Annotated in this window: 16 protein-coding genes; 1 reads left to right on the forward strand and 15 read right to left on the reverse strand. The window is 41.7% G+C overall.

What is annotated here, in order from left to right:
- Positions 1 to 32: 32 nt before the first annotated feature.
- The 10 genes from BM294_RS07665 to BM294_RS07710 all read right to left on the reverse strand — a co-directional run bounded on the left by BM294_RS07665 (position 33) and on the right by BM294_RS07710 (position 11,267).
- Entirely contained in the window at positions 33 to 1,277 is a 1,245-nt protein-coding gene (locus tag BM294_RS07665) for an aminotransferase class V-fold PLP-dependent enzyme (RefSeq protein ID WP_091206479.1), read from the reverse strand.
- Positions 1,278 to 1,406: 129 nt separating this feature from the next.
- Positions 1,407 to 2,456: a SufB/SufD family protein gene (locus tag BM294_RS07670; protein ID WP_091206481.1), complete on the reverse strand. Its 1,050-nt coding sequence runs from the start codon at positions 2,454 to 2,456 to the stop codon at positions 1,407 to 1,409.
- 266 nt (positions 2,457 to 2,722) lie between these two features.
- A complete protein-coding gene (gene sufB / locus BM294_RS07675; RefSeq protein ID WP_091206484.1) occupies positions 2,723 to 4,141 on the reverse strand; it encodes a Fe-S cluster assembly protein SufB in 1,419 nt (472 codons plus the stop codon).
- 68 nt (positions 4,142 to 4,209) lie between these two features.
- Positions 4,210 to 4,950, reverse strand: a complete 741-nt coding sequence (sufC, locus tag BM294_RS07680) for a Fe-S cluster assembly ATPase SufC (protein WP_091206487.1) — start codon at positions 4,948 to 4,950, stop codon at positions 4,210 to 4,212.
- A gap of 398 nt (positions 4,951 to 5,348) precedes the next feature.
- Positions 5,349 to 6,275, reverse strand: coding sequence for a radical SAM protein (locus BM294_RS07685; RefSeq protein WP_242944479.1), 927 nt, complete (start codon positions 6,273 to 6,275; stop codon positions 5,349 to 5,351).
- Entirely contained in the window at positions 6,256 to 7,578 is a 1,323-nt protein-coding gene (locus BM294_RS07690; protein WP_091206489.1) for a PP-loop family protein, read from the reverse strand. The genes BM294_RS07685 and BM294_RS07690 overlap by 20 nt, the downstream gene beginning before the upstream one ends.
- Positions 7,579 to 7,832: 254 nt before the next feature.
- Positions 7,833 to 8,876 (reverse strand): carbohydrate ABC transporter permease, encoded by a 1,044-nt coding sequence (locus tag BM294_RS07695; RefSeq protein ID WP_091206491.1) that lies wholly within the window; start codon positions 8,874 to 8,876, stop codon positions 7,833 to 7,835.
- A 245-nt stretch (positions 8,877 to 9,121) separates the two neighbouring features.
- Positions 9,122 to 9,988: a S1 RNA-binding domain-containing protein gene (locus BM294_RS07700; RefSeq protein ID WP_242944480.1), complete on the reverse strand. Its 867-nt coding sequence runs from the start codon at positions 9,986 to 9,988 to the stop codon at positions 9,122 to 9,124.
- Positions 9,989 to 10,158: 170 nt separating this feature from the next.
- Positions 10,159 to 10,737 carry a DUF3793 family protein gene (locus BM294_RS07705; protein WP_091206493.1) on the reverse strand — a complete coding sequence of 193 codons (579 nt, stop codon included), beginning with the start codon at positions 10,735 to 10,737 and terminating at the stop codon, positions 10,159 to 10,161.
- A 98-nt stretch (positions 10,738 to 10,835) separates the two neighbouring features.
- Positions 10,836 to 11,267: a flavodoxin gene (locus BM294_RS07710; protein ID WP_091206496.1), complete on the reverse strand. Its 432-nt coding sequence runs from the start codon at positions 11,265 to 11,267 to the stop codon at positions 10,836 to 10,838.
- A 612-nt stretch (positions 11,268 to 11,879) separates the two neighbouring features.
- Between BM294_RS07710 and BM294_RS07715 the strand changes: the two genes are divergently transcribed.
- Positions 11,880 to 12,368: a peptidylprolyl isomerase gene (locus BM294_RS07715; RefSeq protein ID WP_091206498.1), complete on the forward strand. Its 489-nt coding sequence runs from the start codon at positions 11,880 to 11,882 to the stop codon at positions 12,366 to 12,368.
- Between the two features lie 205 nt (positions 12,369 to 12,573).
- Here the strand turns inward: BM294_RS07715 and ptsP are convergent, their stop codons facing one another.
- The 5 genes from ptsP to BM294_RS07740 all read right to left on the reverse strand — a co-directional run bounded on the left by ptsP (position 12,574) and on the right by BM294_RS07740 (position 19,618).
- Positions 12,574 to 14,199 (reverse strand): phosphoenolpyruvate--protein phosphotransferase, encoded by a 1,626-nt coding sequence (gene ptsP, locus BM294_RS07720; RefSeq protein ID WP_091206501.1) that lies wholly within the window; start codon positions 14,197 to 14,199, stop codon positions 12,574 to 12,576.
- A 154-nt stretch (positions 14,200 to 14,353) separates the two neighbouring features.
- Positions 14,354 to 14,611 (reverse strand): HPr family phosphocarrier protein, encoded by a 258-nt coding sequence (locus tag BM294_RS07725; RefSeq protein WP_091206503.1) that lies wholly within the window; start codon positions 14,609 to 14,611, stop codon positions 14,354 to 14,356.
- 78 nt (positions 14,612 to 14,689) lie between these two features.
- Positions 14,690 to 16,549, reverse strand: coding sequence for a PTS sucrose transporter subunit IIABC (locus BM294_RS07730; RefSeq protein WP_091206507.1), 1,860 nt, complete (start codon positions 16,547 to 16,549; stop codon positions 14,690 to 14,692).
- A 147-nt stretch (positions 16,550 to 16,696) separates the two neighbouring features.
- Positions 16,697 to 17,521, reverse strand: a complete 825-nt coding sequence (locus BM294_RS07735) for an HAD family hydrolase (protein WP_091206509.1) — start codon at positions 17,519 to 17,521, stop codon at positions 16,697 to 16,699.
- A 243-nt stretch (positions 17,522 to 17,764) separates the two neighbouring features.
- Positions 17,765 to 19,618 (reverse strand): alpha-amylase family protein, encoded by a 1,854-nt coding sequence (locus tag BM294_RS07740; RefSeq protein ID WP_091206512.1) that lies wholly within the window; start codon positions 19,616 to 19,618, stop codon positions 17,765 to 17,767.
- Positions 19,619 to 19,722 lie beyond the last annotated feature (104 nt).

Raw genomic sequence — 19,722 nt, forward strand, 5'->3', positions numbered from 1 at the left:
ATTCTTATACTTTATATTTGAAATTTGATTTTTCAGTCGTGATACCCCATTTCTCCCCGGATCTGTTTCAGTGCTTCCATAAACTTTTCAATATCGGCTTCCGTATTGTAAAGTCCTATGCTGGCCCGTACAGTGCTGGGAATCTGACAGAATTTCATCAGCGGCTGTGCGCAGTGGTGACCTGCCCGGATATTGACATTGTGCGAGTCAAAGATTGCAGCTATATCATGAGGATGAACGCCGTCAATAGTAAAGGTTACTATGCCGTGATGATCATCCGGATCAGATGATCCCAGAATGTGAACATACGGGAGCTTCTTCATTTCTTCCACGAGAAGCCTGGTGAGATGCACTTCACGCTCTTCGATGCGTTCAAATCCGATGGAGTTTACATATTTAAGGGCGGCGCTGAGACCTATAGCTCCTCCGTCATTCACAGTTCCGGCTTCAAATTTGTGTGGGAGTTCATTCCATGTGGCACCCTCTGTTGTGACATATTCAATCATTTCTCCACCAAAAAGAAATGGCGGCATCTTTTCGAGTAATGCCTTCTTCCCGTATAAAACACCGATGCCCATGGGCGCATAGATCTTGTGTCCGGAAAATGCGAGGAAATCCACATCAAGATCCTGTACATCAACCTTGGTATGAGGGATTGATTGGGCACCGTCACAAACAAATACTGCTCCTGTTTCGTGAGCAATCTTTGCGAATTTTTTCACATCATTCCTGACTCCAAGTACATTTGAAATGTGAGTCATTGAAACCAGCTTGACATTAGGGTTCATGTAGGAACGGAACTTCTCTTCAGTGATTTTTCCATCCTGATCCGGCAATATATATGTGAGTTTTGCCCCTTTTTCCTTACATACCTGCTGCCATGGAATCATATTGCTATGATGCTCCATGATGGTAATGACCACTTCATCACCTTCATTAATGAAAGTTCTGCCGTAAGAATAAGCGATAAGGTTAAGACTTTCGGTAGCATTTCTTGTGAAAATGATCTCTTTTTCAGAACCTGCATTTATGAAAGAACGTACTGTTTCGCGTGCCTCTTCATAAGCATCCGTTGCGGCTATACTAAGCTTGTAGAGTCCGCGCATCGGATTGGCGTTCATGGTTTTGTAGTAGTTGTCTACGGCGTCGATAACACACTTTGGCTTCTGGGTTGTAGCACCGTTATCGAGATAAACGAAGCTTCCGTCAAGTATCGGAAAATCTTTCAGGATACGTGCATCCTCGGCCTGAAGTTTATTTTTTTTAATTTCAAACATAATTTTTCTCCTGAAATATGATGATGTAAAATTGGACATCGATTCGTTTCGCGTGGAGTGTAGTTGATAACATCGCACAAGTCATGACAGGCGCGCTATGAAGTTTACTCCCGGCTTAGGTTCCTTATGTCACAATGATTCTGACAGCTTTTTTCTGGTTTCTTCATCCGGAATCTTTGCTATCACAGCAGAGATTCTTGCATTTGCCATCATCTCATAAACTTCTTCTCGGTTCATTCCTCTTGATTCCATATAGAAAAGCAATTCATCATCGAGCCGTCCAATAGTGGCACCATGATTTCCTTCAACGTCGTCTTCATTACAGAGGATAACAGGAATGGTCTGATTTATGACTTCATCATCCATAAGAAGTACATCTTCAAGTTCATTACCTACTGCACCTTTCGCACCCTTTCGAAGATCAATGGTTCCTCTGAAAAGTTTTGATGAATGATCACGAAGAACACCATCTACATCTATATCTGAAACTGTTTTCTTGCCAATATGATTTGCGATGTGATTCATATCCAGATGCTCATTGTTCTTCAAAAGATATGCAAGATCTGTCTTAAGAGTGCTTTCTTTACCTAAAAGATCTGTTCGTGAGCCCTGACAGGTATTATTTCCGCTTAGGATAAGTTCTATCTCTTCGAATCTACCCTGATCAGAAACCCGGGAAGCTATATCATTTAAAAATGTAAAGCCGGAGCCCAATCGCTGTGCCTGAACAAGAAGAACTCTTGCATTCTTTCCTACTCTCACTTTGGTCTGTACTGCGGCGAAACCCTGACCTTTCTTTTCGCCGGAAAAGTCCATGATTACAGTGAGTTCACTATTGTCCTGTGCTTCAATATAAATAGCGTTTACCGTAGCAGTATCATTTTTATAATCAAAGTCTATTCGAACCGGATCTGTTACTTTCTGTCCTTCTTTTGATGCTACCGTCAATACTGAAACGTTGCTTTTATGTATAAAGCTGTCGAATGCGGCCCCCATACCGCCGGGGATTTCCTTTATGGAATCGTAATCAGTAACATCAATGGCCACATCTTTTCTTCTTGTGACAAAAGGATTCCCTTCTGAAACATTACCCGGAACCTGCACATAAGCATCATTCATCTTGAGCCAGTTGTAGGTAGGTGCGGGCATGGCATTTATCAATAAATTGTTGTGTTCCATATATTCCTTTCTTCTTGAAGGAAACTTGCAGGTATATTACATGAAATGTTTATATCCGAAGAAACTCCGATGTAATCAGTGCTTTCTCAGAAGCTCCTGTTATGGCACGGATTTTTAAATGTAATTTGTGCTTCGCATCGAAATCCCTGCAAAAGAAACGTTTTATCACCGTTTCCCTTTATCTCCAAAACTATTAATCGGAATTTTGCTTTTCATAAATACATTTCCACTATGATCTGCAGTGTTCTTTCAAGAATACCTGCTGTTTAACCTATCGCTCCCACCATCTCAAGACGGATGAGATTGTTCATTTCAACTGCGTATTCAAGTGGCAGTTCCTTTGAAACAGAGTCGGCAAAACCAGAAACGATCATTGCACGTGCTTCCTCTTCGGAAATGCCTCTGGACATAAGATAAAACACTGCATCATCTGAAATTCGACCGATTTTTGCTTCATGTCCCACATCCGCCTGCTGTGTTCGAACATCCATGGCCGGAATTGTGTCAGATCTTGAAATGTCATCCAGCATAAGTGACTGACAGGATACAGAATTCTTTGCATTTTTAGCACTGTTTTTAATAACTACAGAAGAGCGATATGTGCTTTCTCCACCGTCCTTACTGATGGAACGGGTATTGATGTATGAACTTGTATCTTTTCCGATATGAACAACCTTTGCACCGGTATCAAGATTCTGTCCCTTTCCTGCAAATGTCACTCCGGTGAATTCCATGTGTGAGCCTTCACCTTTAAGTATGGTCATAGGGTAAAGATATGAAACGTGAGAACCGAAGGAACCGGAAACCCATTCCATGGTGCCGCCCTCTTCTACAACTGCCCTCTTTGTGTTCAGGTTATACATATTCTTTGACCAGTTCTCTATGGTTGAATAACGAAGCTTTGCATTTTTACCTACATAAAGCTCGACACAGCCCGCATGGAGATTGGCAATGTTGTATTTCGGTGCAGAACAGCCTTCGATGAAATGAAGGTCGGCACCTTCGTCAACTATGATGAGAGTGTGTTCAAACTGTCCTGCTCCCGGAGCATTTAAACGGAAATAGGACTGAAGAGGTATCTCAACGCTTACTCCCTTCGGAACATATACGAAGGAACCACCGGACCATACAGCTCCATGAAGAGCCGCAAACTTATGGTCTGTTGGCGGAACCAGATGCATGAAATGATCCCTGATCATATCCTGGAAAGTCCCGTGAAGCGCAGATTCTATATCAGTATAAACTACTCCTTTGTCTGCAACTTCCTTCTGAAGATTGTGATAAACAAGCTCCGAGTCATACTGTGCTCCTACTCCGGCCAGAGATTTTCTCTCTGCCTGAGGGATACCAAGCTTTTCAAAGGTATTCTTGATATCATCCGGAACTTCCTCCCAGTCTGCGGTCATCTTCGTTTTAGGCTTTACATAGGTTACTATGTTATTCATATCAAGTCCTGCAATGGATGGTCCCCACTGAGGAACTTCTTTTTGGTTGTATATCTCAAGTGACTTCAGTCTGAAATCTCTCATCCACTGAGGATCACCCTTTTTATCCGATATTTCCTCGACGATTTCTTTGGTGAGTCCTTCCTGGATTTTGTAGAAATCCCGGTCACGTTCTTCGTAGCGGAAATCATATATAGAACGGTCAATGTCTTTGACCGCGACTCTTTCTTTTGCTGCCATATAAGTCACCCTGCTTTTCAATATTATCTGATGATGTCATAAGATCAAAAAATAAATTTCGTTTCAACTCAGTCTAAAAACGCTTCAAATCCATCGTCATTTATCTTGTCAACAAGCGAAGCATCACCTTCTGCTTTGATGTTTCCGTTTACAAGTACATGAGTGTGGTCAACCTTCAGTGATTCAAGAATTCTTGTTGAGTGTGTGATAATGATGAGCGCACCATCCATTTGCTTCTGATATTCTTCCACACCCTTAGAAACTGTGCGGACAGCGTCAACATCGAGTCCGGAGTCTGTTTCATCAAGGATTGCAAGAGAGGGCTTAAGCATCAGAAGCTGAAGTATCTCGGCTTTCTTCTTTTCACCGCCGGAGAAACCCACATTCAGGTCACGGTCTGCATAAGAGGGATCCATATTGAGAAGCTCCATGGTTTTCTTCAGTTCCTTTTTGAAATCCCAAAGACGTATGTGTTGTCCTGTCCTCTGCTGAATGGCAGAACGAATGAAATTGCCAAGAGTGATTCCCGGTACTTCAAGGGGATTCTGGAAGGAAAGGAACATTCCGAGCTTGGCTCTCTTGTCTGTCGGTTCCTTTGTGATGTCCTGCCCGTTAAAGATAATACTGCCACCTGTAATCTCATAACCCGGATTTCCCATGAGGGCATTACCGAGTGTTGACTTACCGGCACCGTTTGGTCCCATCAGTACGTGAGTTTCACCTTTATTAACATTAAGGCTGATTCCGTGAAGTATTTCCTTCTCTTCAACGTTTACAGCCAGATTTTTGATATTAAGTAAATCTGCCATTTTGATTCCTCCAAAATAAAAACTCAGGTTTTGATTTTGATTCTATATAAGTGTCCTATCCGACTAAATCGTATACTGCACCTTTCAAATGCAAACTATATAACTGTTTATAAGAGCTCCTGACGATAGTGATTATAATTCCTAGTAAAATACTATGCAATACAAATCCTACTCATTATGTAGGATTATTTGAAAAAATACAAGTAAATTAGTAGGAATTGCTTGTTTTTTATTTTTTACAGCTTTTTAAGACATAAGAAAACTAGGAATCCGTTTTTGAAGATTTATAAAAAAAGGTTACGAAAAGTGCTTTAAACACTATTCGTAACCAAAATCGCATAATCATATATTCTATTTGATGTGAGCCATGGGATCATCAGGGATTATCCGCCATAAGCTTATACGCCTTCTCCATTCCAGTCAGGGATAAAACTATCCTTAGCAACACTGCCGTCCTGAATGAAAGCATTGGTTATTCCCTTTTCCATTGCGTAATCGATGAGACGTTCATATTCTCTGTGAGTGACTTTTCTGTTTATCTCAGGATATTTCTGAAGTCTCTCAAATGGTGTGAACTGGTGCATGAGACTAAGATAAACATTGTCTCCGTAGTTATCATAAACGTAGTCCACAACCGCCTTAGCATTTCTCACCATACCAGGCATAAGAAGATGACGTACGATGACACCTTTCTGCATGATGCCTTTTTCATCAAACATGGGTCTGGGACACTGGCACATCATTTCCGCAAGACTTTCTTTTGCTCTTTCCGGATAGTCAAAGGCACCTGAATATCTTCCTGCTTTTTCTGAATCCATATACTTGAAGTCATCAAGATAAATGTCAGCGAGTCCGTCAAGCTCATGGATAAGTTCAAAAGTTTCGTAACCTGAACAGTTTATGACATATGGAATCTTAAGCCCTTGATTTCTTGCTGATATCATGGACTCCTTTATTTCAGGAATGTAGTGATCGGGTGTAACGAGATTGATATTGTTGGCACCCTTTGCTTCAAGTTCAAGAAATATTTCGGCAAGTCGGCCGGTACTTACTTTTTTGCCGTTTTCTCCATGGCTAAGCTCATAATTCTGACAGAACACACATTTCAAAGTGCATCCGGAAAAGAAAACAGCTCCGGATCCATTGGTTCCGGAGATACATGGTTCTTCCCAAAAATGCAGTGCGGCTCTTGCAACATAGATGTCTGAAGAGACACCGCAAACACCTTTTTTGCCTGCATTTCTTTCTGCACCGCATTTTCTCGGACAAAGTTCACAGTGTTCCATCAGAGGATTTGTGGAATGATCATTTTCTGAAATTAGCATTTTTCCTGTTCTCTTCCGCATTTTTTCTGGCCTGCTCGGACTTTGGCATGGATTCGATTCTTGCCTTCTCTTTCTGAAGCTCCTGAGCTTTTCTCTTCTCATTTTCCTGCTGAATCTCTGATTCAGAGAGAATGCCTATCTTCAGGTCGTTTTCATTATCATACCACTCAAGAAAACTGTGCTTCACATGCTGACGCTTAAAGCCGAGGATCTTGTTAAGACTGATGTTTTCCATGGCACTGAATATATTGCGTTCAACGTATGGATTTGTCTCCTTAAGCTTCTCAATGAGATGCTTTGTTTCAAGACGCTTTGAACTGGTCTGTCCGTCTGTGTGACAGGTAGAGCAGGTAGCTGTAAAGTGGCAGGCACATTGGATGAAGTTAAGGTGATTGTAGTCTCTCCAGTGCTTTATCTCCGCTTCATGCACGAGATACAAAGGTCTGATGAGTTCCATTCCCGGGAAATTGGTGGAATGAAGCTTCGGCATCATGGCCTCATACTGTCCGGCGTAAAGCATTCCCATCAGAATGGTCTCGATGACGTCATCAAAGTGATGTCCCAGGGCAATCTTGTTGCAGCCGAGCTTCTGAGCTTCTTTGTAGAGATATCCTCTTCTCATGCGGGCACAGACATAGCATGGAGACTTGGGAATATTGTAAACCGAGTCAAAGATATTGGTTTCAAAGATAGTGAGAGGAATGCCCATAAGCTCAGCATTTCTCTCGATGATCTTTCTGTTAGCCTCATTGTAACCCGGATCCATGCATAGGTAGACAACCTCAAAAGGAAGCTTATTGTGACGTTTAAGCTCCTGAAAAAGCTTCGCCATAAGCATTGAATCCTTACCGCCTGATATGCAGACTGCAATCTTATCACCCTCTTCAACAAGGTTGTAATCACAGATTGCTTTTACAAACATACTGTAAATGTTTCTCTTGAACTTCTTTCGCAGAGACTTTTCAATATCTTCTCTTCTCTGTTCCGAGTCAAGATCTCTCTGTATCTGACGAAGAACCCACTTACCGTAACCGCCCTGTAAACTGTATGCTTCATACCCCTGCTCACAAAGTGTTTCCGCGGCAACAAGAGACAGTTCCCCGTACTTGCAGTAAAGAACCACTTTCTTATCCTTTGGTATTGCATGATTTTTGTCGGCAATATCTCCGGTATCCACCCTCATGGCATCCGGCATCTTTCCTGTCAGAAAGTCCTCCTCATCGCGAACATCGATAAGGGTGTAACTTTCCTTAGGCCATGTTTCAAATTCATCTACGGTTATCTCTATGTTTCTCGCTTCCATATAATCCTCTTGATTTGAACCTCTTCATAAGCAGGTTAGAGCGGTTCTGAATATATTTTAATGAATTAATATTGATTGTTGATTAAATTACGGCTGATAGAATAACTTATAATCAGCTCTTCTAAACAGCAACGACGATTATATGTTAAGTGTCTGATTTCGGCAAGTAGAATAATGTTAACAATATCACGAAGTAATACATGCGTAAAAGTTGAAGCATAAATCTTCTAAAGTACATAATAAAAACACAGCTTCTACATGAGACTGCTCTCCCTGTCTATTCTGCTTATGATATAGTTGGTTATCATAAGCAGTACAAAACCTACTATACTCTGCAGGAATGCGGCCGCTGCAGAAAAGCTGAAATTCGCCTGCTGCATCAAAGCTTTATATACATAGACATCCAGAGTCTGAGTGACAGATTGAAGTGAACCGGAATCCATGGGAACCTGATAAAACAGACCAAAATCCGAATTAAGTATACTTCCTATCCTGAGTATAAATATGTATTGTGCATCCATTGTGAGCGTCTGTATGCTTCGATCCATATTTACCAGTACATGCTGAAGGGGATAAAGCTCTGTATGATTGCTGTCAAGATAAAGAAGTGACGGATACCAGCTGCTCCAGTATGCAAAGCTTTGGAACACAGAAACTGTGGTAATAACCGGTTTTGCGATGGGAAGGATTATCATTCTTAAAATCTGAAACTGATTAGCGCCGTCAAGCTCTGCTGCTTCTATAAGTGCAGAGGGAATCGATATATGAAAATAATTTCTCAGTATCATGATGTACCAGGTGGAACACAGTCCCGGAAGTATCAGAGCCAGATATGTGTTTCTTAGATGAAATATCTGGGTATTTACCATATATGAAGAAACAAGGCCACCGGAAAAAAGCATCGGTATCATCAGAAATACCAGCATGATTTTTCTGTATCTGAATTCCTTTCGGGAAAGTGCAAATGCTATAGGACACATAAGTATCAGCCCGAATACAGTTCCAATGACAGTTATAATGATGGAATTGAGAAATGCTCTTCCGAGATAATTTCCGGAATAGAATAGATATTGATATGCATCAAATGAAAGTCCCCGTGGAAAAAAGCTGTATCCCAGTTCGTTTACGCTTTCCTCTGTAGAGAATGAGATAATGATTACAAGCAGTATCGGAAGAAATACTATCAGTGATAAAAAAAGAAAAAACAGACTCACAAAGAAATTAGTACGTTTTGAATATGCACTGTCATGTGGATTAATATATTTTCCGAAGTTGTTTATGTTTGAAATATTTTTCATCCTGTCATCACCTTTAAAAAATATATGTGGCAAACCATAAGTCTGATGGATTGCCACATTTCTGCTATATAACAATCGACTCCTAAAAGAAAAATATAAGAAAACATAGAAAAAAGACCGTGAAGATATTCACGGTCTCTAATACACAAAATATTTATAGATGATTACATCAGCACACCACACACGAATATATGTAGTTTACTGATATAATATCGCGGTAATCCTTTGATAATACAATCATTATATCAGAACTTAATACCGCTCTTTTTCATGAGATCACCGAAAGAAGCTGTAGCAGCACCGGACTCCTTGTAGTTTGCACGGAAGTCGTCACGCTCCTGTTTTTCCTTACGTTCCTTCTTTTCGGCCTCCAGAGACTTCATTGAAAGAGAAATCTTGCCGTCCTTGATACCGATAACCTGTACCTGAACGGTATCACCTTCCTTGAGAACTTCTGAAGGTGTTTTGATGCGCTTGTTGGAAATCTGTGAAACATGAAGAAGACCTGTAACACCATCTCCGATATCAACGAATGCGCCGTAATCCTTGATGGAATCAACCTTACCCTCTGTCACGAGACCAACTGAAACCTTTGCTGCCTTCTCTTCTCTGGCCTTCTCCTGTTCCTCACGAAGAACATCTTTTGCAGAGATGACAAGCTTGTTATTCTCAGGCTCTGCTGTGATGATACGAACATTGAGCTTCTTTCCTACCCAGTCGCTGAGTTCGTCCTCTCTTACGAATCCGAGAGAAAGCTTAGAAGCAGGAAGGAATGCTCTGAGACCGTCAAGGGTTGCTGTAACACCACTCTTAACAGCTTCAGCAATCTCGACCTCACGAATATTTTTATTCTCGAAGTCATCAAGAACCTTCTCCCACTTGCTCATGTCTACGCGCTTGGCATTGGCATGTTTCTTGAAGGATTCTTCAAGTTCTTCCTTGAAGTCGTCCATGGAAGGAATCTTATCCTGAACTTCCTTCTTAATCTTTTCTGCAGCCGCAACAGCAAGATCCTTGACGTCCGATGCTGTAACGGCAATGTCTGTAGCTACGTTTTCAGCGGCCTTCTGGACCTCTGACTTAACACTTTCGTTCTTGATTTCTTCTGCCATAATAAACAGTACCTCGTTTTCATAATAATCCCGGGACACGCCCTCTTTCTGTATATTTTACCATAAAAACTTCTTTTACAACAATATTTAAGAAAAAAAGCCTGCCACGAATGACAGACTTTATAACGGGTTAAGCTTATATAAACCGGTTATTATATGAAGCAGGAACTTTACGCAGCTACTGTCATAACTTCAACAGGTCGCTTTTTTTCTGCTGCATCTTCGTAGATCTTCGCACAGATTCTGAAACGTTTGAATGTCTTCAGAGCTTCTGCCTTATTACAGTAAACTTTCCAGAATCCGCAGGCTATACAGTTTCTTCCGTCCTGTTTTATGAATTCTTTAACGTCTTCTACAGGAAATCCGAGAAAAAGCCCGATCTCATGCGGAAAGCACTCATAGTCAGAAAGTCTTTTCATAAGAAACTCTACACATTCCTCGGCTAATGTTTCCATCACTGTCCTTCCGGAAGGATATCCGAAAGATTTCAGTATATCCATAGCGCCGGGTTGCTTCATATCTTGAATAAGCTGAGACTTACGGTACACATAGACTAACGAATTATTCTTTTTACTTTTTATACGTTCAATGTAAACACCGAGAGGATTTAGTTTTTCGCTGATCTCCTTTATCTGTGATTCAAGGAGACTTACCTCCATATCTGAAATATTAAAGATGGAACCTGTCTTGATTCCCGCAAGAGTCTGAGAGCAGTTTCGTAAAAGCTTCTCGCTGAGTTCGTTTGCCATAGATACCTCGGTCAACTTATTCCACAAAAATGTCAGCCCCGGGATGTTATGTCTGAGAGGCTGACAATGATTGTAAGGAAACTAATCAGAATTACTGTTTATGCAGCTGCAACCTTCTTGCCAAGCTCTTCACATGAAGCCTTTGCAGCATCATCCGGTGCTTCATTTGCGATAACACCTTCTCCATCAACAACTGTAGCTCCGGCCTTCTGCATACGCTCTACCCAGTTACGCATCCACTCACCGTCACCCCATCCATATGAACCGAAAAGTCCGATTGTCTTGCCGTTTGCAAATGCTTCAACCTGAGCTACGAATGGCTCCATCTCACTTTCCTCAAGTTCCTCTGCACCCATTGCAGGGCATCCAAGAGCAAAGCCGGCTGCATCCTTAAGTACGTCAGCGGAAATATCTGATACAGAGACAACTTCTGCTGTCTTTCCTGCTGCTTCGATTCCTTTTCCTACAGCCTCTGCCATCTCCTGTGTATTGCCTGACTGTGTCCAGTAAACTACATAAACCTTATCCATAATACTTTCTCCATTCTTTGTTTTGTCTGACAGATAAGGACTGCTGGTATGAACCTAAACCAAAACGAAATCCTTACTGTACAGAACATATTAGATTTATAAACCTTTGTGGCTTATATACTAGATAAACAAGCAGGTTAGTACCTCCTAACCGCAAGAATATTATAGGTTAGTGTTATCTAACTGTCAATATTTAGATAGTCTTAACTAACCATTTTTTGTTTAATTTATCTGCATTTTGTATTTAATGCATTTATATAGGGAAACGTTGATTAAAGAGTTTCCCTGGTCGGATTTTCGATGCGAAGCATCAACTTCCTTGAAAATCCGCGCCCCGACGCCGGAGGTTCTATGAAAACACTGATATATTCAGTGTTTCCATAGATTTCTTTTGAAATAAACAGCCACATATCCTCCATGATTCTTTGATTGATCATTATCAATATGAAGTTATGATGTAACTATTTGTTGTTTAACAGATAATTAATTGGTAAAATGCAGTGAAAGGTATAAACCTTTGCTAATTCATAAAGAGATATGTACCTGTTTGGATGTATAAGAATCATACCCAGGTCGGTAAGTCTCGAACTTTGAGATTGAAAGGAAAAAATTATGGCAAATCCTATAGTTACTATCACTATGGACGACGGCAAGGATATCAAGATTGAGCTTTATCCTGACATCGCTCCTATCACAGTTGAGAATTTTGTCAAGCTTGTTAAGGACGGTTTCTATGATGGTCTTACTTTCCATCGTATCATCCCCGGCTTTATGATTCAGGGTGGAGATCCTGAAGGAAACGGAACAGGCGGACCGGGTTGGAACATCAAGGGTGAGTTTTCTTCAAACGGTGTAAAGAACGATCTTCATCACTCTCGTGGAGTCATCTCTATGGCACGTGCTATGGATCCAGACTCAGCAGGCTCACAGTTTTTTATCATGCATGCTGATGCTGCTTATCTCGATGGTGAGTATGCCGCTTTCGGTAAGGTTATCGACGGTATGGATGAGGTAGACAGAATTGCGTCAACCCCTACAGGCTGGCAGGATGCACCTAAGATTGCAGTTACCATGACTAAGGTTACTGTTGCTGAAGCATAAGATTCATTAAATATTATTAAAGCAGGAGTCCGCAAGGACTCCTGCTATCTTTTCCAAGGCGTTGCAACTTTTCGGATAAAAAAGAAAGTTATAGTGTCTGACGAATCGAAAAAAGATGACCGTTATCCTTTCGGATTACAGGTCATCTTTTTGTTTTGAGATTATTTATGTTTCAGGACTTAAAATCCTGTAACATAAGCTTTTATCACTTTCTGAGATCAATTCCTCTGATCACTTTTCTAAGTGGCAGTATGGAAACAGGATTTACAGAAAGCTCATCTACACCGTAACGGAGGAATGTCTCTGTAAGTGTAAGATCTGCACCAAGCTCTCCACAGATTCCTACCCAGGCGCCGTGACGGTGACCTGCCTCTATGGTCATCTTGATCTCCTTCAGTACAGCAGGGTGATGAGGATCAAGGAAAGGATCCAAAGCTGCATTCTGACGGTCTATAGCAAGAGTATACTGTGTGAGATCGTTTGTTCCGATAGAAAGGAAATCACACTCTTCAGCAAGCTCGTCTGCTATCATGACAGCCGCAGGAGTCTCAATCATGACACCGATAGAGTACTTTCCTATCGTGTATCCATTCTCTTCAAGCTCCTTTGTACACTCTGCAATAAGCTCCTTAACCTCATGAAGCTCTCTTGTAGAAATGATCATAGGGAACATAATACCAAGGTTTCCATATGCTGAAGCTCTGAGGAGGGCCTTTAACTGAGTCTTAAAGAAATCTCTTCTTGTAAGACAAAGTCTGATGGCACGGCAACCCATTGCAGGATTCTCTTCCTTTGTGAGATTCATATAGTCAACCTGCTTGTCGGCACCTATGTCACAGGTACGAATGATAACCTGCTTTGGTGCAAGAGACTCAACTGCAAGTCTGTAGGCATTGAACTGTTCTTCCTCTGTAGGATAGTCCTTTGCATTGAGGTAAACGAATTCGGAACGGAAAAGACCTACTCCGCCTGCGTCATTCTGCTGAACAAGTCCGATATCTGATGGGCCACCGATGTTTGCATATACCTTGATGGTCTTTCCGTCAATAGTTGTATTTGTCTGTCCCTTAAGTTCCTGAAGAAGAGCCTTCTGCTTTGTGTCAGCATCCTTCTTATTACGAAGTATGGTCATAAGGTCTTCTGTAGGCTCGATATATGCACATGCATTGTAGCCATCAATGATAGCCATCTTGCCGTCCCACTTGGAGGCAACTTCACCGCACTGAACAAGTGCAGGGATACCCATGGATCTTGCAAGGATAGCTGTATGGCTGTTAAGGGAACCCTGTCTTGTGATGATACCGAGAAGCTTTGACTTATCAAGTCTTACGGTCTCTGACGGTGTGAGATCATTGGCTACAAGGATAGCCGGCTCTGTTCCCTGCATTGACTCAGGATCGATTCCGAAGAGAATGTTCAAAACTGCCTGCTCGATATCATAAATATCTGCTGAACGCTCCTTCATATAAGGATCATCCATCTCGGCAAAAACTCTTGCCTGATTGTTAAATGCAGTCTTTACAGCATACTCTGCATTGTGCTTCTGTGACTGGATGATTTCCTTTGTAGCATCAATGAGATCATCATCCTCAAGCATCATTGCGTGAACAGAGAATACCTCTGCACTATCCTCGCCTGCATCTATACATGCTTTCTCGTAAAGTGCATTCTGCTGGTCAATGGCCTTCTCACGGGCCTCTTCAAAACGTGCAAGCTCAGACTCTACGTCGTCTACAAGCTTCTCACTTATGACAACCTTAGGTGGTGTATATACTTTTATCTTACCGATAGCAATTCCGTTAAGAACGCTTTTTCCTGTTGCAACCTGCATAATTTCTCCTTAGTAAAAAAGCTTCCCGAAATTACCATTCCGGTTTTCGAGAAGCTTTTGATCTGGTTTGACATATGACGTGAAACTGAAATGGATCAGCCCTTGATCTTCACATCAGCCCAATGTCAGTAAATTGTAATGAAAAGCCTTAGAATCAGAAATTCTCCTTAAGTGACTTCTCAAGCTCTGCAGCACAAGCTTCTTCATCATCACCCTCAATCTGAACTTTGATGGTGTCTCCCTGCTTGATGCCCATACCCATAAGAGCAAGAAGTTTCTTCATATCAACATTCTTGTCGCCCTTAAAGATAGTTACCTTTGAATTGAATGTCTTCAATGTCTTAACCAGAACTCCAGCCGGACGTGCATGGATACCGTTAGGATCGTTGATTGTGTACTCGATTTCTTTCATAGCAATCTCCTTTTTGTAAAACTGTTACTATATTATATACTATGTTCGTTAAAATTTATACACAAACTTCGTTAAAATTTATACAGAAACTTCGTTATAATCATCACTATTTGTTAAAAGAACTACAACAATATCCGGATGACCGGCTTTCTTTATTGCTTCTCTGGAGAATTTAAGTAAAGGCTGACCGGCATTTACCTTGTCTCCCTCTTTAACAAGAGGTTCAAACCCCTCTCCATTCATGGCAACTGTATCTACACCGACATGGATAAGAACCTCCATATCATTAGGTCCTGTGATTCCCACAGCGTGCTTCGATTCTGCAACTGATGAGATCACTCCGTCATATGGAGCGTAAATGGTTTCATCTTCCGGTTCGATACCGACACCAGTTCCAAGTACACCTGTTGCAAATGTTTCATCAGGTATCTTATTCTGAGGAATTACATTACCCTTAACCGGAGCAAGAACTGTACCTGCTTCACATGTAATGACTGGCTTCTGATCCAATTCTGCATTTGGTGTTTCTTCTGATACCGGCTTATTCTGCTCTTTTGTTTCTTCATTCCAGAAAAACCATGTACCGGCAAATGCCACACCGCCGGATACTGCAAGAAGGAGTGTATAAACAGGAAGGTTATTGATTGTAAGATATCCCGGAATTCCTGTTACACCATAAGCGGTTGCACCGATTCCTGTGATGGCACCGAAGATGGAACCGACTGCACCACCGGCCATACCTGCGAGGAATGGCTTATAGTAACGAAGGTTTACACCGAAGATTGCAGGCTCTGTGATACCGAGAGAAGCAGAAAGAGCCGAAGGAACAGCTATAACCTTTGTCTTGTTGCTCTTAGCCTTAAGACCTACTGCAAGGCAGGCACCGAACTGTGCGAAGTTTGCTGCTGATGCGATAGGCATCCAGGTGTTGAGACCAACACTTGAAAGCATTCCGGCCTCGATAACATTGTACATATGGTGAAGCCCCATAACTACAGTGATAGGATATATAGCACCCATTACCATAGCCCCGAGAGGATTCTTTACAAGAACCTGTGCTCCGCTGAGAACCATGGTTTCAAGTCCTGAGAAAATTGGACCGATGATTGTAAATGTGATAAGAGCTGTTGAAAGAACTGTACAAAGCGGTGTGATAAAAAGATCAAGCATCTCCGGAACATGCTTATGGAACCACTTCTCAATATTGCTCATCAGAAGAACCGCTATGATAACAGGAATTACATGCCCCTGATATCCAAGCTGATTAATCTGAAGCAGTGAGTAGCTGTCTGTGATTTTTAAGTTGCCGAACAGATACCACACTCCGTATCCGTCTGCTGCACTCCAACCGTTTGTGAGGGCTGAATGGATCATCAGAAGACCGATTACTGCGCCGAGGAAAATGTTTCCGCCGAATACTCTTGCGGCTGATATGGCAACGATAACAGGCAAATATGCAAATGCTGTATTGGCTACCATATCAAGGAAAGCGTACCAGTCTGTTCCTGCAAAGTTAAGACCCGGAATCTTACCAAGGGCTTCTACGAGACCCATCATAAGACCGGAAGCCACGATGGCAGGAAGAATAGGTACAAATACATCACCGATAGGCTTGAGAAGCTGCTTCCAAAGAGGCTGTTTTGCCGCTGCAGCTGCCTTGACATCATCCTTGGTTGCTGCAGTCATTCCGGTAATACTCAGAAACTCATCATAAACCTTATTAACGGTTCCTGTTCCGATGATAAGCTGAAGCTGTCCGTTTGACTCAAACATACCCTTAACGCCTTCAACGTTATCAAGGTAGTCCTTATCGACTTTGCTGTTGTCTTTGATGACAAGCCTGAGCCTTGTTGCACAGTGCGCTGCCTGTGCGACATTTTCGCGGCCACCGATGTGGTCAACGATTTCCTGCGCACATTTTCTGTAATCAAGTGCCATTGTATTTACCTCACTTATAGTTATTTATCTAATCTGTCCTTATGTCGGACAGAAGTGTACTGTGAAATGATTTCCCGAAATTTGCTGATCTATACTCTTTCGTGAAACATAGAAACGGTGCATAGAATTTCATCTATCTGATGAAGTTCAGACAAGATTTAAATCCTCAAATGCCTTTGCAAGTCCGTCTTCATCGACTGACGGACAAACTATATCGGAAACCGACTTAAGCTTTTCCGATCCGTTCGCCATACATACAGAAACCCCTACGGTTTCTATCATCTCAAGGTCGTTCATACTGTCACCGAATCCTATGGTGTCCTCTATAGGGATATCCAGGTGTTCGGCTATGAGTCTTACTCCTTTTCCCTTATCGAACTTCCTGTTAATGAGTTCCCCGTTTACACAACCGTGAGCCGGTACATCCTGAATGACGAAACTGAAATCCTTTTCAAGAAGTGAACGACATTCGTCAATTTGAGATGCTTTTTGAGCCATGATGACAACCTTGTATATAGGTTGACCATCATACTCTTCCATAGGTCTGATACCCAGGTTTTCGCTCAGTGCTTTACGCCAACGCTCAATTTCGGAATTACCGCCTTCTGTACTGTCAAGAAAATCCTTTAGATTAGCATCTCCAAAGGAACCGTCCCTGCCTTCGATGGTACAGAAAACTCCATTTTTATGAAGCGACTCAAGAGCAATATCAAGCTGCTCTTTACTCATGGGGCAATCGAAAAGAACTTCGGAACCACAGGTTACATAGCCTCCGGAACTTCCCACTACACCATCAAAGTCGTATTTAAGTACAGGCTTAAGCATGTCAAAGTTTCTACCTGTACAAAGGAATACTTTATGTCCTTTTGCCTGAGCCTTTTTGATGGCAAGAACTGCACTTTCCGGTGGAACATTGGTACCTGCAGGTGTCAACGTTCCATCGATATCTACAAAAATCAGTTTAGTATTCATATCAAAGAAATCTCCATATTATCGTGAACTTCGGGAAACTCTCGAAGAAAACGCTATTATTGGTATGTCATGCGGTTGACACATTGATATTGTAACAAATGTTTAAAAATATTCCACTACTTTTTTGATTTTTTTAGCGAAGGTTCTCTGTGGTATGTTCTATACAGTATACAATGAAGTAAATTTATATAAAATTATTTACAGAATTTTGATGCGGATAATGTTTTTGCCACAAAGCACATGTTATTTATATTTGGTTATAAGCCATACAAAGTCCTTAGCCGGTACTCCTACAGCCTTTGCCTCCCTCTTTCTGTTGGTCATGAGATCCTTGTAGTCTTCTCTCTCATTGATCCATGCAGTCTCGTCATGATCCGAGAAGTTGAAAAGGGCTATAAGTTTCTCCCCGTGGTGATATCTTCCTATACCAAGTACATGATCATTGTAGGTTTCAACTATCCAGCAATCTGCAGATGTGTCGAATACATCGTGTTTTTCTCTGATCTTTTCCAGTTTCCTTATGGCCTTATAGAGTCTGCCCTGACGTTTTGTGTTTGAACGTCTGCTGCTAACTTCATCCCATTTGAAGTTTCCTCTGTGAAGATATCTTGAGTCATCCCACTTTTCAGGATCATTATGATAGCTGTAGTCATTGAGCTGTCCTATCTCATCACCTGAATAGATGATAGGAATACCGCTTTGTGTAAAGAGAAAAGCATGAAGCATGATATCCAGCTTTATGCCCATATCCAGCTTCCATGGATTATTTTCATATTCTGCTGCCTCTATACCGCAAAGAGACGCAGTGGTTCCGCACAATCTTGCATCTCCCAGCCGGGGGTCGTTATTGTAAAGTTCACCTCTTGCATCGGAAAACGGTCTGTGTCCGCAAAAATAGTCATTAAGGAACTTTTTATGTTCTACCTCCTTTACCCCGAACTGCTTGAGATAATCGTAATCAAGCCCCCAACCGATATCATCGTGGCATCTCAGATAGTTCAGGAAGACATACTGCTTTGGAAGAGCAAATACCTGTCCCAGCTGATGCTTCATGAGTCTGACATCCTGAGTGGCAACTGTATGCCATGTGCTGGCCATGGTTGTGACATTGTAAAGCATGTGGCATTCCGGCTTATCTATTGATCCAAAGTATGGAACAACCTTGCTCGGTTCCATGACAACTTCACCAAGAAGCAGAGTACCCGGACAGACTATCTCTGTCGCCATACGCATTATCCTGACCAGAGTATGAACCTGGGGCAGATTACGGCATGTGGTGCCGAGTGTCTTCCAGATATAAGGTGTTGCGTCAAGTCTGATAATGTCTATGCCGTGATTGCACAGGTTAAGCATGTTGGCTGTCATATCATTGAACACAGTCGGATTACCGTAATTAAGATCCCACTGATACGGATAGAACGTGGTCATGACCACCTTGTTGGCTTCCGGGCACCAGCTGAAATTACCGGGAGCTGTAGTTGGGAACACCTGAGGCACAGTCTTTTCAAATTCATTAGGTATATACCAGTTGTCAAAGAAGAAGTAACGACTCTGATACTCCGGATCACCTGATCTGGCGCGTCTTGCCCACTCGTGATCCTCCGATGTATGATTCATGACAAAATCCATGCATACACTCATTCCGTTTCTATGGCACTCTTCAGCAAGATCCTTCAGGTCTTCCATAGTTCCAAGCGACGGGTCAACCTTTCTGAAATCAGAAACCGCATATCCACCGTCAGAACGCCCTTTGGGACTTTCGAGCAGAGGCATAAGGTGAATGTAGTTGGAACCTGTTTCCCTAAGATATGATATCTTTTCTTTAACCCCCTTCAGATCTTTATTGAAGCAGTTGACATACATCTGCATTCCAAGCATTTCATTTCCACGATACCAGTCAGGAACCAGTTCCCTTGCTTCATCCCATTCCCTGAGATCCGGTGTACGTTCCTTGTAATATTGGTGGAGCATACATAAAAAATAATCAAATGCCTGTGTATCATTATGATAAAGCTCGCTATACAGCCATTTTAGCTCGTCATAATACCTGTCCAGACGTTTTTTGAATTCTTTCTCCAATTTAAGTTTACTAAACATATTTACTGTAATCCTCTGCTAAACACTCAAAATTTGGCATTAAAATGTGAAGTACATTCACACTTAAAATTGACATGCTACCTAAAATATAAAAGTAATTGCTA

The organism is Oribacterium sp. WCC10 (assembly GCF_900113415.1).
GTDB lineage: Bacteria > Bacillota > Clostridia > Lachnospirales > Lachnospiraceae > Oribacterium.